Genomic DNA, 13,153 nt, shown 5'->3' with positions numbered 1-13,153 from the left:
ACAAGCCACTTAGGATCACGCTGATAGTCCGGGTACCAGCCCGGATGCCCCTGCTTGTCTCATTTCTTCAAAATAAGAGCCGCAGCTTTATGGGCTGCTGCTCAGGTTAAAACTACGGCGCCGGTTGAAGCCTGCGCCGTAGCATCTACGGGTATTGCGGTCCTACGGGTACAGCAGCTGAATCACACGCCGCTTTGCAGCAGCATGTTACGAATGTGACCGATGGCCTTAGTCGGGTTCAGGCCTTTCGGACAAACGTTGACGCAGTTCATGATGCCCCGGCAGCGGAATACGCTGAACGGGTCATCCAGCGAAGCCAGACGCTCGGATGTCTTGGTGTCGCGGCTGTCGGCCAGGAAGCGGTACGCTTGCAGCAGAGCAGCCGGGCCCAGGAACTTGTCCGGGTTCCACCAGAAGGACGGGCACGAAGTCGAGCAGCAAGCGCACAGGATGCACTCGTACAGACCGTCGAGCTTTTCACGCTCTTCAGGGGACTGCAGACGCTCGATGGCCGGAGCCGGCGTGTCGTTCTGCAGGTATGGCTTAACCTTTTCGTATTGCTTGTAGAAGATGCTCATATCGACGACCAGGTCACGGATTACCGGCAAACCTGGCAGCGGACGAACGATCAGCTTGTTACGCTTTACGACGGCAGACAGCGGCGTGATGCACGCCAGACCGTTTTTGCCGTTGATATTCATGCCGTCGGAACCGCAAACACCTTCACGGCAAGAGCGACGATAGGAGAAACCTTCGTCCTGCTCTTTGATCAGGGCCAGCACGTCCAGCACCATCAGGTCTTTACCACCGGTATCGACCTGGAATTCCTGCATGAACGGCGCAGCGTCCTGATCAGGGTTGTAACGATAAACACTGACTTGCAACATGGCGGCCACCCTTAATAAGTCCGAATCTTAGGTTCAAAAGTCGGAACAGTCTTCGGCGAGAAGTTCACTGCACGCTTGGCAACGCGCTTCTCACCCGGGAAGTACAGGGTGTGGCACAGCCAGTTTTCGTCGTCACGGTCTTCGAAGTCTTCACGGGCGTGAGCGCCGCGGGACTCTTTGCGTACTTCTGCAGCGATGGCGGTAGCTTCAGCCACTTCCAGCAGGTTTTGCAGCTCCAGCGCTTCGATACGCGCGGTGTTGAACGCCTGGCTCTTGTCGTTGATCTTGACGTTGGCGATACGGCCACGCAGATCAGCCAGCTGAGCAATACCCTTCTGCATGTATTCGCCGGTACGGAACACACCGAAGTAGTTCTGCATGCAGCTTTGCAGCTCGCGACGCAGGGTTGCCACGTCCTCACCTTCGGTACGCTCGTTCAGAGCGGACAGGCGCGACAGGGCCGCATTGATGTCGGCGTCGGTGGCGTCGTCGTATTCGATACCGTCGGTCAGCGCTTTCTCCAGGTGCAGACCGGCCGCACGGCCGAATACCACCAGGTCGAGCAGCGAGTTACCGCCCAGACGGTTGGCGCCGTGAACCGATACGCACGCCACTTCACCCACTGCGAACAGGCCAGGGATGATTTCGTCCACGCCTTCGTCGTTCTGGGTGATTGCCTGACCGTGAATGTTGGTCGGAACGCCGCCCATCATATAGTGGCAGGTCGGAACAACCGGAACCGGAGCAACAACCGGGTCAACGTGTGCGAACGTCTTGGACAGTTCGCAGATGCCTGGCAGACGGCTGTGCAGCACTTCCTCGCCCAGGTGGTCGAGCTTGAGCATCACGTGGTCGCCATTCGGACCGCAACCGTTGCCAGCGATGATTTCCTTAACCATCGAACGGGCAACCACGTCACGACCGGCAAGGTCTTTGGCGTTCGGAGCATAACGCTCCATAAAACGCTCGCCGTGCTTGTTGATCAGGTAACCACCTTCACCACGGCAACCTTCTGTAACCAGTACACCGGCACCGGCGATGCCGGTCGGGTGGAACTGCCACATTTCGATGTCCTGTACCGGCACACCGGCACGCAGCGCCATGCCAACGCCGTCACCGGTGTTGATCAGGGCGTTGGTGGTGGAAGCATAGATACGGCCTGCACCGCCGGTCGCCAGCACGGTGGCTTTCGAGCGGATGTAGGTGGTTTCGCCGGTTTCGATGCAGATGGCAATCACGCCGACGAATGCGCCGTCCTGGTTTTTCACCAGATCAACAGCGTAGTACTCGTTCAGGAATGTGGTGCCGGCTTTCAGGTTGCCCTGATAAAGCGTGTGCAACAGCGCGTGACCGGTACGGTCGGACGCCGCGCAAGTACGCGCGGCCTGGCCGCCCTTGCCATAGTCCTTGGACTGACCGCCGAACGGACGCTGGTAGATACGACCGGTCTCGGTACGGGAGAACGGCAGGCCCATGTGGTCCAGCTCGAAAACCGCGGCCGGACCTTCCTGACACATGTATTCGATAGCGTCCTGGTCACCGATGTAGTCGGAACCCTTGACGGTATCGTACATGTGCCAGCGCCAGTCATCGTTCGGGTCGGCAGACGCGATGGCGCAGGTGATGCCGCCCTGGGCCGACACAGTGTGCGAACGGGTCGGGAAAACCTTGGTGATCACGGCAGTCTTGTGACCGCCTTGTGCCAGTTGCAGCGCTGCGCGCATGCCGGCACCGCCGCCGCCAATAATGATGGCGTCGAAAGAAATCGTTGGAATGTTAGCCATGGATCAGATACCCCAGAGAATCTGCACACCCCAGACGAAGTAAGCGAACATCGCAACGCCGCATACTGCCTGGAAAAGGAAACGTACTGCAGTCGCGGACTTGCCCAGCGCCATCGGCGTCAGGTAGTCGGTCGCGATGGTCCACATGCCGACCCAGGCGTGAGCGCCCAGGGCTACAAGGGCCAGCAGACTGAAGATACGCATTCCGTTGTGGGCGAACAGTTCGTGCCATTGGGCGTAGCCAATGCCAGGGTTCGCAACGAGGTATCCGATCAGGAAGATGAAATAAGCCGCGAGAACGACCGCAGACACACGCTGTGCCATCCAGTCATAGAGGCCCGAACGCGACAGGTTCGTAACGCTGGTTACCATATCCAAACTCCCGCCAGAACGATCAACACCGCAGATACGGCGATAATGATTTGCGAGCCCAGCTTGCCGCCTTCCAGCGTCTCACCGATGCCCATGTCCATGATCAAATGGCGCACACCGGCTACCAGGTGATACAGAAGAGCGGACAGGAGGCCCCATGCTACGAACTTGGCCAGCGGACTGGTCAAGCATGCCTTCACCTCGGCAAAACCTTCCTCGGAACCCAGAGACTTGCCCAATGCATACAGCATGAAGCCAAGGCCCAGGAAGAGGATGATGCCGGAAACACGGTGAAGAAACGACGTAACGCCGGTGATGGGGAGTTTGATGGTCCTTAGGTCTAGGTTTACAGGTCGTTGGCTTTTCACGGCTTTTTTTTCACACTGAAGAGCCCCTAACAATCAGGGCAAAGTTGTTGGGGAGTGCACTGGTCAGGTAACCACCACCCAGGGATGCGACCCCCAATAAAGCAGGCCCAAAAGCCCCTGGCGGTCGGTGGCCGAGTATAGACAGTTAGGCTACTAATGACAACGCGTTCACCTTCCCCTAATAGTGGATTGCACAAGCGACATAAAAGGCGTAAACGGCAGGCAATTTCGAGAAAAAAGTCCGGTTAAAGCCTTCTGGAGCAAGACTTTAGGCAAATTGACATTCGAATTTATCTCACTATAGTGGTGCGGGCCCTGCGTGGGGGGTCTGTCTGATGATTTCAAGCATAAATAGGAGGCCACATGGCTGACAAAAAAGCGCAGTTGATCATCGAGGGCGCAGCCCCCGTCGAGCTGCCCATTTTAACCGGCACCGTTGGTCCCGATGTAATCGACGTGCGGGGCCTGACGGCCACGGGCCGTTTCACCTTTGACCCTGGTTTCATGTCGACTGCCTCCTGCGAGTCGAAGATCACCTATATCGATGGCGATAACGGCATTCTGCTGCACCGCGGCTACCCGATCGAACAGCTGGCTGAAAAGTCGGACTACCTGGAAACCTGCTACCTGCTGCTCAACGGCGAGCTGCCGACCGCAGAGCAAAAGGCCCAGTTCGTCGGCACCGTGAAGAACCACACCATGGTCCACGAGCAGCTGAAGACCTTCTTCAACGGCTTCCGTCGCGACGCCCACCCGATGGCCGTCATGTGTGGTGTAGTTGGCGCCCTCTCGGCGTTCTACCACGATTCCCTCGACATCAATAACCCGCAGCATCGCGAGATCTCCGCGGTCCGCCTGGTTGCCAAGATGCCGACCCTGGCCGCCATGGTTTACAAGTACTCCATGGGCCAACCCATGATGTACCCGCGCAACGACCTGTCGTACGCGGAAAACTTCCTGCACATGATGTTCAACACCCCGTGCGAGATCAAACCGATCAGCCCGGTACTCGCCAAGGCCATGGACCGGATCTTCATCCTCCATGCCGACCACGAACAGAACGCATCGACCTCCACCGTACGTCTGGCCGGCTCGTCGGGCGCCAACCCGTTCGCCTGCATTGCCGCCGGTATCGCTGCACTGTGGGGCCCTGCCCACGGCGGTGCGAACGAAGCCGTGCTGACCATGCTCGATGAAATCGGCGATGTCTCGAACATCGACAAGTTCATCGCCAAGGCCAAGGACAAGAACGATCCGTTCAAACTGATGGGCTTCGGTCACCGGGTTTACAAAAACCGCGACCCACGCGCTACCGTCATGAAGCAGACCTGCGACGAAGTGCTGAAGGAACTGGGCATCACCAACGATCCGCAACTCGAACTGGCCATGCGCCTGGAGGAGATCGCCCTGACCGACCCGTACTTCATCGAACGCTCGCTGTACCCGAACGTCGACTTCTACTCGGGGATCATCCTCAAGGCGATCGGCATTCCGACCAGCATGTTCACCGTGATCTTCGCCCTGGCGCGGACCGTCGGCTGGATCTCCCACTGGAAAGAAATGCTCTCCAGCCCGTACAAGATCGGCCGCCCACGCCAGTTGTACACCGGCTACGAGTCGCGTGACATCACCAAGCTTGAAGACCGCTGATAAGACCTGTCTGGCGATAGCGTCTTAAGTTGCACCGGAAACGGCCTCTATTTTTATAGAGGCCGTTTTTGTTTGGGCGGTAATGGCTGCTTGGGTTGGGTACATATCCATTTCTGCGGTAACGGCCACTTAGGGTACCGCCCTTACGGCGGGTCACTTTCGAAAAGCCGGAATGCCGGCCCAGGCGAAAGTAACCAAAGCGCTTTTGCCCCTTTCGTTCGGCCCTTCGCCTAGGCTCAGGGTGCCCTCGCTCCTTGTACAAAGGGCGATAACCGCCCAATAAAAATGCCCCGATCTCTCGACCGGGGCATTGTGTGTAGCTCAGCTTATATATAGAAACTCAAAGCCTCAGTGCGCAACCGCCCCACTCGCCCCCAACCCGGTCTGCGAACGCACGAACTGCGGGAAGAACAACGCCCGCTCGTTAACGCCCTCAGCCGATTTGTCGGTGACCGAGAAGAACCAGATCCCGATAAAGGCAATGATCATGGAGAACAGTGCCGGGTATTCATACGGGAAGATCGCCTTCTCGTGACCCATGATCTGCACCCAGATGGTTGGCCCCAGTACCATCAAGCCAACAGCACTGACCAGACCCAGCCAGCCGCCGACCATCGCACCGCGAGTCGTCAGTTTCTTCCAGTACATGGAAAGCAGCAGCACCGGGAAGTTGCAGCTCGCCGCGATGGAGAACGCCAGGCCCACCATGAACGCGATGTTCTGCTTCTCGAACAGAATGCCCAGGCCGATCGCCAGCACCGCCAGGGCGATGGTGGTGATTTTCGAGACGCGGATCTCGTCCTTCTCGTTGGCCTTGCCCTTCTTGATCACACTGGCATACAGGTCATGGGACACCGCCGAAGCACCGGCCAGGGTCAGACCGGCTACCACCGCCAGGATGGTCGCGAACGCCACCGCCGAGATGAAGCCCAGGAACACACTGCCACCCACCGCATTGGCCAAATGCACCGCCGCCATGTTGTTGCCGCCCAACAGCGCGCCAGCCGCATCTTTAAAGGCCGGGTTGGTGCTGACCAGCAGGATCGCGCCGAAACCGATGATGAAGGTCAGGATGTAGAAGTAGCCAATGAAGCCGGTTGCATACAGCACGCTTTTACGCGCTTCTTTCGCGTCACTCACCGTGAAGAAACGCATCAGAATGTGCGGCAAGCCAGCGGTACCGAACATCAGTGCCAGGCCGAGGGAGAACGCCGAGATCGGGTCTTTCACCAGGCCGCCCGGGCTCATGATCGCTTCACCTTTGGCGTGAACCTTGACCGCCTCGGAGAACAGCGTGTTGAAGTCGAAGTTGACGTACTTCATCACCATCAGCGCCATGAACGAGGCACCGGACAGCAACAGCACTGCCTTGATGATCTGCACCCAGGTAGTCGCCAGCATGCCGCCGAACAGCACGTAGGCGCACATCAGGATACCCACCAGGATCACCGCAACGTGGTAGTCCAGACCGAACAGCAGCTGGATCAGCTTGCCGGCGCCGACCATTTGCGCGATCAGGTAGAACGCCACCACCACCAGCGAACCGCACGCCGACAGCGAGCGGATCTGGGTTTGCCCCAGGCGATAGGACGCCACGTCGGCAAAGGTGTACTTGCCCAGGTTACGCAGGCGCTCGGCGATCAGGAACAGAATGATCGGCCAGCCCACCAGGAAGCCAATCGAGTAGATCAGGCCGTCGTAGCCGGAGGTAAAAACCAGCGCGGAAATACCCAGGAAGGATGCAGCGGACATGTAGTCACCGGCAATCGCCAGGCCGTTCTGGAAACCGGTGATCTTGCCGCCCGCCGCATAGTAGTCGGCCGCCGACTTGTTGCGTTTGGACGCCCAGTAGGTGATGCACAGGGTTGCACCGACGAACACCACGAACATCAGGATGGCGGAAATGTTGAGTGGTTGTTTTTGCACGGCTCCCGTCAGGGCTTCGGCCGCCCAGGCGCCCGGTGCAAAGGCTGCGATGCTCAATAGAGCCATTAGACGCCGGATCATTGCTGAGCCTCCTTGAGAATCGCATTGTTCAAGTCGTCGAACTCGCCGTTGGCGCGTCGCACGTAGATACCGGTCAGGATAAAGGCCGAAACAATCAGCCCGACGCCGATCGGAATGCCCCAGGTTATCGAAGACTCGGGGCTGATTTTCGTGCCCAGAATATGCGGCCCGTAAGCGATCAACAGGATGAATCCGGAGTACAGCCCAAGCATGATCGCTGAAAGAATCCAGGCGAATCGTTCCCTCTTGCTAACCAGCTCCTTGAAGCGCGGGCTGTTTTGAATCGAGAGGTAAATGCTGTCGTTCATTGTTTTTATCCTCGCAGCACAGATTTAGTTGGAACGGTATCCACTCTATGCGGCTGCCGGACAGGTTCCAGACGACCTTAGTATTAGAACGACATGACTGTCTTGCCCCTACCGAAAAGCAAAAGGCCCCTTGGCAGTTAAGCCAAGGGGCCTTGTAATGCGCTGAACAGACGCTTCAGCTCAAATCATTTGGTCCAGTCGGCAACGCGATCCGGGTGTTTGGCCACCCAGTCTTTCGCTGCGGCTTCAGGCTTGGCGCCCTCTTGAATCGCCAACATGACTTCGCCGATTTCGTCTTTCGACGCCCACTGGAAGGTCTTCAGGAACTTCGCGACTTCAGGCGCTTTGGTTGCCAGCTCCTTGCTGCCGATGCTGTTCACGGTTTCAGCCGCGCCGTAAACGCCTTTCGGGTCTTCCAGGAAGCGCAGTTTCCACTTGGCGAACATCCAGTGCGGCACCCAACCGGTGACAGCAATGGATTCGTTCTTCTTCTCGGCACGGGTCAGCTCGGCGATCATGCCGGCGCCGGAACTGGCCTTGAGTTGATAGCCGGTCAGGTCGTAATCCTTGATGGCCTGCTCGGACTTGAGCATCACACCCGAACCGGCGTCGATGCCGACGATGCGATTTTTGAAGCTGTCATCGGTTTTCAGATCGGCAATAGACTTGGCCTTGACGTACTCCGGCACGATCAGACCGATTTTTGCGTCCTTGAAGTTCGGGCCGTAATCGACGACCTGATCCTTGTTCTTGGCCCAGTATTCACCGTGGGTCACGGGCAGCCACGCCGACAACATGGCGTCGAGTTTGCCGGTGGCCACGCCTTGCCACATGATTCCGGTGGCAACGGCTTGCAGCTTCACGTCATAACCGAGTTTCTGCCTGATCACTTCTGCTGCCACGTTGGTCGTGGCGACGCTGTCCGACCAGCCGTCGACATAACCGATCGTCACTGCCTTGCCTTCAGCGCTAGCCATAGTAGAGCTGATCGCCAGCACCAAAGCGGCACCTGCGCCCAAGAGTCGTCGCATCTTCATCGTTACTTCCCCGAAAGTGCTGCACTCGACGGATGCCGAGTCGCTCAACGTATTTTTATGGTGCACAGCGCCCCCATCACGCCTGACCGCAAACTCGCTCGATTATCAGTGGAGTACTGACGTGTCGATCATCAACCTGACGCCAACAGTGACCTGCTCTGTCAGCGACATCAAGGCATCGAGAAACGACATCAGAAGGCCATTAATTGCGACCGTCGCAAATGCCTCGGCCGACCCGCCCAAACTTTGCATGTCAAAATCATGCCGGCCACCAAGCGCGGGACAAATGCAGGTAACATGCGCCGCTTTGCTCCCAGACGGCCTGAACATGCCCGCGACATCACGCTTTCCTTTTTTGGCTTATCTTTTCGCTTGCCTGCTGGGGCTGTTTGCCCTCGGCGGCTTCTGGTACGGCCTCGGCAAACCGGTGATCCTGCCGGAGGTGGCCAGCGCAACGCACAAACTGCAATGCGCCTCCTACACCCCGTTCGACAAGGATCAGTCACCGTTCGATGTACCGTTCAAACTGCGACCCGAGCGCATGGACGCTGACCTCGCGCTGCTGGCGACCCGTTTCGAATGTATTCGCACCTATTCCATGACTGGCCTCCAGGATCTGCCCGAACTGGCGCGCAAGCACGGTTTGAAACTGATGATCGGCGCCTGGGTCAACAGCAACCCGGTGGACACCGCCAAGGAAGTCGATCTGCTGATCGCCTCGGCCAATGCCAACGCCGATGTGGTGACCTCGGTCATCGTCGGCAACGAAACCCTGCTGCGCAAGGAAGTCACCGGCGCGCAGCTGGCAACGTTGATCAACAAAGTCAAAAGCCAGGTCAAACAGCCGGTGACCTACGCCGACGTCTGGGAATTCTGGCTCAAACACCCCGAAGTCGCCCCGGCGGTGGACTTCCTGACCATCCATTTGTTGCCGTACTGGGAAGACGAGCCGTCGAACATCGACGCCGCGCTGCAGCATGTGGCCGAAGTGCGTCAGGTGTTCGGCAACAGGTTCGCGCCCAAGGACGTGATGATTGGTGAAACCGGTTGGCCGAGCGAAGGTCGCCAGCGCGAAACGGCGCTGCCGAGCCGGGTCAACGAAGCCAAATTCATTCGCGGTTTTGTCGCCATAGCCGAGCAGCAAGGCTGGCATTACAACCTGATCGAGGCGTTCGACCAGCCCTGGAAACGCGCCAGTGAAGGTGCTGTGGGAGGTTACTGGGGACTGTTCGACGCCGATCGCCAAGACAAAGGCGTACTCGCCGGGCCGGTCTCGAACGTGCCGTACTGGTCGCAATGGCTGGCGGTGAGCGGTTTGATCTTCATCGGTACGTTGATCCTGGGCGGTCGCGTTCGCAGCACTCGCGCAGCGTTGGTGCTGCCACTGCTCGGTGCCCTGGCGGCCTGTTCGATCGGCGCCTGGGGCGACCTGGCCCGCGTCACCACCCGGTTTGCCAGTGAATGGTTGTGGGTCGCCTTGCTGACGGGGTTGAATCTATTGGTGCTGGCCCATGCCGCACTGACCTTGAGCGCCCGCACCGGTTGGCGTGAGCGCGCCTTCAATGCACTGGAGCGTCGAGCCGGCTGGTGGCTGGCGACGGCAGGTTTTGCCGCGGCGGTGATGATGCTGGAGCTGGTGTTCGACCCGCGTTATCGCAGCTTCCCGAGCGTCGCCTTCGTCCTGCCGGCGCTGGTGTACCTGTGCCGCCCGGTCAGCGTGCCGCGTCGGGAGATCGCCCTGCTGACCTTCATTATCGGCGCCGGCATTGCGCCGCAACTGTTTCGTGAAGGCTTGCAGAACCAGCAGGCATGGGGCTGGGCGCTGGTGAGTATGTTGATGGTGGCGGCATTGTGGCGCAGCTTGCGGGTTCACAAGGGCTGATCTTCAGCGTGTTTAATGGCCTCTTCGCGGGCAAGCCTCGCTCCTACAGGGTTGTTGAACGACACTGTTCTGTAGGAGCGAGCGATGCGGCGATCCGACTTGCTCGCGAAGGCTGACTATCAGGCACTACGAGAAGCCCGAACCAGACGCAAAGCAGCAATCACCACCGCAAACACCGCCAACGTGGTGGTGTACAACGCCAGCGCTGGCAACCCGAACACCAGCGCCACCACCGCCAGCCACCACCCCGCCCGGCCCGGCAGCACAAAACCGGTCACGGCTGCCGCCACTGCAGCCCAGCCCAACACCTTGAAATGAATCATCAAGCCCAGACTCGAGCGTACCTGGCATTCCCAGCGACTGGCCTCGTCAACGCAGATGCCGACCCATTGAGCATCCTCCATGAAGCCATAACGCGCGCCATAACTGGCGGCTAGCCACAATGGCAGAAGAACGAGCAGCAGAATCACGGGCAGACGGCGGGACATGAAGCACTCCAATAAACGAAATCGGCGGCCAGCTTAATCCCCCGCCCGTGGTAAGCAACTAACATCAATTAACTTTTCATGAAATAGCGGCAACGTGTATCGTCCCGCTACCGTTGCTCCGAAATCAGGTCTGTTTGCTGCCGATGCATGGCACTTTGACCCAAATCCGATGGTCATAGCCTGCGAACTTCATTCGGCACCTTCCTCTAAGGGATCTAGTCATGCTCCGCTCCTTGCGCTGCGCCGCCCTGTTTGGCGGCTTGTTTTTAAGTGCGTCCGCACTGGCGGCCGACATTGATGCCGCCAGTTACGGCTATCCCCTGACCAACCCGTTCGAGGCGACTATCGCCACGACACCGCCGGACTTGCGTCCGGAATTGCCGCTGGACGACGACATCAATCAGTCGGATCGCAGTGTCACGATGCGCCCCGAGCGTGAGTTCAACCTGCCGGACAACTTCTGGCCAGTGAAGCAACTCACCTACCGCATCGCCACGCAAGATCAAGCCGCACCGTTGATCTTCCTGATCTCCGGTACCGGTGCACGCTACGACAGCACCCTCAATGAGTACCTGAAAAAGCTCTACTACAAGGCCGGCTATCACGTGGTGCAACTGTCGTCGCCCACCAGCTACGATTTCATGAGCGCGGCCTCGCGCTTCGCCACCCCAGGCATAACCAAGGAAGATGCCGAAGACCTGTACCGGGTGATGCAAGCCGTGCGAGCGCAAAACCCGAAACTGCCGGTCACCGATTTTTTCCTGAGCGGCTACAGCCTTGGCGCCCTGGATGCGGCCTTTGTTGCCCACCTGGATGAAACCCGTCGCAGCTTCAACTTCAAGAAAGTCTTGCTGCTCAACCCGCCGGTCAACCTTTACACCTCGGTCACCAACCTGGACAAGCTGGTACAGACAGAGGTGAAAGGCATCAACAACACCACCACTTTCTATGAACTGGTGCTGGACAAACTGACCCGCTACTTCCAGCAAAAGGGTTACATCGACCTCAACGATGCCCTGCTCTACGACTTCCAGCAGTCCAAGCAACACCTGACCAACGAGCAGATGGCGATGCTGATCGGCACTTCGTTCCGCTTCTCGGCGGCGGACATCGCCTTCACCTCGGACCTGATCAACCGTCGCGGCCTGATCACGCCACCGAAATACCCGATCACCGAAGGCACCACCCTCACACCATTCCTCAAACGCGCGCTGCAGTGCGATTTCGACTGCTACATCACCGAGCAGGTCATTCCGATGTGGCGCGCGCGCACCGACGGCGGCAGCGTGCTGCAACTGATCGATCAGGTCAGCCTGTATGCGCTCAAGGACTACCTGCACGACAGCCCGAAAATCGCCGTCATGCACAATGCCGACGATGTGATCCTCGGCCCTGGCGACCTCGGGTTTCTGCGCCGCACCTTTGGCGACCGTTTGACTGTTTATCCATTGGGCGGCCATTGCGGCAACCTCAACTATCGCGTCAACAGCGACGCCATGCTGGAGTTTTTCCGTGGCTAAATACCCCCTGCTGATTGCAGCGTTACTCTGTGCAGGCGTCGCCCAAGCCGACAACAGCAAAGCCAACGCACCTGTGGTGGTCGATAGTGACGGCTTCAAGCAACCGTTGAGCAAACTCAAATTCAACCCGGGGCTGGACCAGCGCGAGTTCGAACGCTCGACGCTCAACGCGCTGAACGTCTATGACCCGCTGGAAGAGTGGAACCGCCGCGTCTACCACTTCAACTACCGCTTCGACCAATGGGTGTTCCTGCCCGTGGTCAACGGCTATCGCTACATCACCCCAAGCTTCCTGCGCACCGGCGTCAGTAATTTCTTCAATAACGTCGGCGATGTACCGAACCTGATGAACAGCCTGCTGCAATTCAAGGGGCAGCGCTCGCTGGAAACCACCGCGCGCCTGCTGCTCAACACCACCATCGGTGTCGCCGGCCTGTGGGACCCGGCCACCGCCATGGGGCTGCCGCGTCAGAGCGAAGACTTCGGCCAGACACTGGGCTTCTACGGCGTACCGGGCGGCGCCTACTTCGTGCTGCCGATCCTCGGCCCGTCGAACCTGCGTGACACCGCGGGCCTGGCGGTCGATTACACGGCCGATTCGGCGATCAACTTCCTGAACGTTGCCGAAGTCAGCTCCAACCACCCGGAAGTCTGGGCACTGCGCAGCATCGACAAGCGCTACCAGACCAGCTTCCGCTACGGCCAGCTGAACACACCGTTCGAGTATGAAAAAGTGCGTTACGTGTATACCGAGTCGCGCAAGTTGCAGATCGCCGAGTAATTGCGTTGGCGACAAAAAAGGCCATTTGATTTGCGTCGAATGGCCTTTTTTCATGCACTGCACCCCCTA

Annotated in this window: 12 protein-coding genes; 4 read left to right on the top strand and 8 right to left on the bottom strand. The window is 58.6% G+C overall.

Annotation, left to right across the window (positions count from 1 at the left end; translation table 11 throughout):
- Window positions 1-182 precede the first annotated feature (182 nt).
- Genes HCU66_RS03980 through sdhC form a run of 4 tightly spaced genes read right to left on the bottom strand, consistent with a single transcriptional unit; the run spans window position 183 to window position 3,411 of the window.
- A complete protein-coding gene (locus tag HCU66_RS03980; RefSeq protein WP_205887261.1) occupies window positions 183-887 on the bottom strand; it encodes a succinate dehydrogenase iron-sulfur subunit in 705 nt (234 codons plus the stop codon).
- A gap of 11 nt (window positions 888-898) precedes the next feature.
- Window positions 899-2,671, bottom strand: a complete 1,773-nt coding sequence (gene sdhA / locus HCU66_RS03975) for a succinate dehydrogenase flavoprotein subunit (RefSeq protein ID WP_205887260.1) — start codon at window positions 2,669-2,671, stop codon at window positions 899-901.
- Window positions 2,672-2,674: 3 nt separating this feature from the next.
- On the bottom strand, window positions 2,675-3,043 hold the full coding sequence (sdhD, locus tag HCU66_RS03970; protein WP_205887259.1) for a succinate dehydrogenase, hydrophobic membrane anchor protein: 369 nt from the start codon (window positions 3,041-3,043) through the stop codon (window positions 2,675-2,677).
- Window positions 3,037-3,411 carry a succinate dehydrogenase, cytochrome b556 subunit gene (gene sdhC / locus HCU66_RS03965; RefSeq protein WP_032830362.1) on the bottom strand — a complete coding sequence of 125 codons (375 nt, stop codon included), beginning with the start codon at window positions 3,409-3,411 and terminating at the stop codon, window positions 3,037-3,039. The genes sdhD and sdhC overlap by 7 nt, the downstream gene beginning before the upstream one ends.
- Before the next feature lie 363 nt (window positions 3,412-3,774).
- Between sdhC and gltA the strand changes: the two genes are divergently transcribed.
- Complete coding sequence (gene gltA, locus HCU66_RS03960; RefSeq protein ID WP_205887258.1) at window positions 3,775-5,061, top strand: citrate synthase; 1,287 nt, start codon at window positions 3,775-3,777, stop codon at window positions 5,059-5,061.
- A gap of 348 nt (window positions 5,062-5,409) precedes the next feature.
- On the opposite strand, the gene HCU66_RS03955 is transcribed toward gltA, so the two are convergent.
- From HCU66_RS03955 to HCU66_RS03945, 3 genes are all read right to left on the bottom strand, one after another.
- Window positions 5,410-7,068 carry a cation acetate symporter gene (locus tag HCU66_RS03955; protein WP_205887257.1) on the bottom strand — a complete coding sequence of 553 codons (1,659 nt, stop codon included), beginning with the start codon at window positions 7,066-7,068 and terminating at the stop codon, window positions 5,410-5,412.
- Complete coding sequence (locus HCU66_RS03950) at window positions 7,065-7,376, bottom strand: DUF485 domain-containing protein (protein WP_205887256.1); 312 nt, start codon at window positions 7,374-7,376, stop codon at window positions 7,065-7,067. Before HCU66_RS03950 ends, HCU66_RS03955 begins: the two co-directional genes overlap by 4 nt.
- Window positions 7,377-7,561: 185 nt before the next feature.
- Window positions 7,562-8,413, bottom strand: a complete 852-nt coding sequence (locus HCU66_RS03945) for a glycine betaine ABC transporter substrate-binding protein (RefSeq protein ID WP_205887255.1) — start codon at window positions 8,411-8,413, stop codon at window positions 7,562-7,564.
- Between the two features lie 286 nt (window positions 8,414-8,699).
- Here HCU66_RS03945 and HCU66_RS03940 point away from each other — a divergent pair, with 286 nt between their 5' ends.
- A complete protein-coding gene (locus tag HCU66_RS03940) occupies window positions 8,700-10,295 on the top strand; it encodes a glycoside hydrolase family 17 protein (protein WP_205887254.1) in 1,596 nt (531 codons plus the stop codon).
- A 119-nt stretch (window positions 10,296-10,414) separates the two neighbouring features.
- Here the strand turns inward: HCU66_RS03940 and HCU66_RS03935 are convergent, their stop codons facing one another.
- Window positions 10,415-10,783, bottom strand: coding sequence for a hypothetical protein (locus tag HCU66_RS03935; RefSeq protein ID WP_205887253.1), 369 nt, complete (start codon window positions 10,781-10,783; stop codon window positions 10,415-10,417).
- Window positions 10,784-11,004: 221 nt separating this feature from the next.
- Between HCU66_RS03935 and HCU66_RS03930 the strand changes: the two genes are divergently transcribed.
- Complete coding sequence (locus tag HCU66_RS03930) at window positions 11,005-12,303, top strand: alpha/beta fold hydrolase (RefSeq protein WP_205887252.1); 1,299 nt, start codon at window positions 11,005-11,007, stop codon at window positions 12,301-12,303.
- Window positions 12,296-13,084 carry an MlaA family lipoprotein gene (locus HCU66_RS03925; RefSeq protein ID WP_205887251.1) on the top strand — a complete coding sequence of 263 codons (789 nt, stop codon included), beginning with the start codon at window positions 12,296-12,298 and terminating at the stop codon, window positions 13,082-13,084. Before HCU66_RS03930 ends, HCU66_RS03925 begins: the two co-directional genes overlap by 8 nt.
- Window positions 13,085-13,153: the final 69 nt, after the last annotated feature.

This window comes from Pseudomonas frederiksbergensis (assembly GCF_017114915.1).
GTDB lineage: Bacteria > Pseudomonadota > Gammaproteobacteria > Pseudomonadales > Pseudomonadaceae > Aquipseudomonas > Aquipseudomonas frederiksbergensis_I.
The sequence above is the reverse complement of the archived record's forward strand: the minus strand, read 5'-3'. Positions and strand labels throughout refer to the sequence as shown.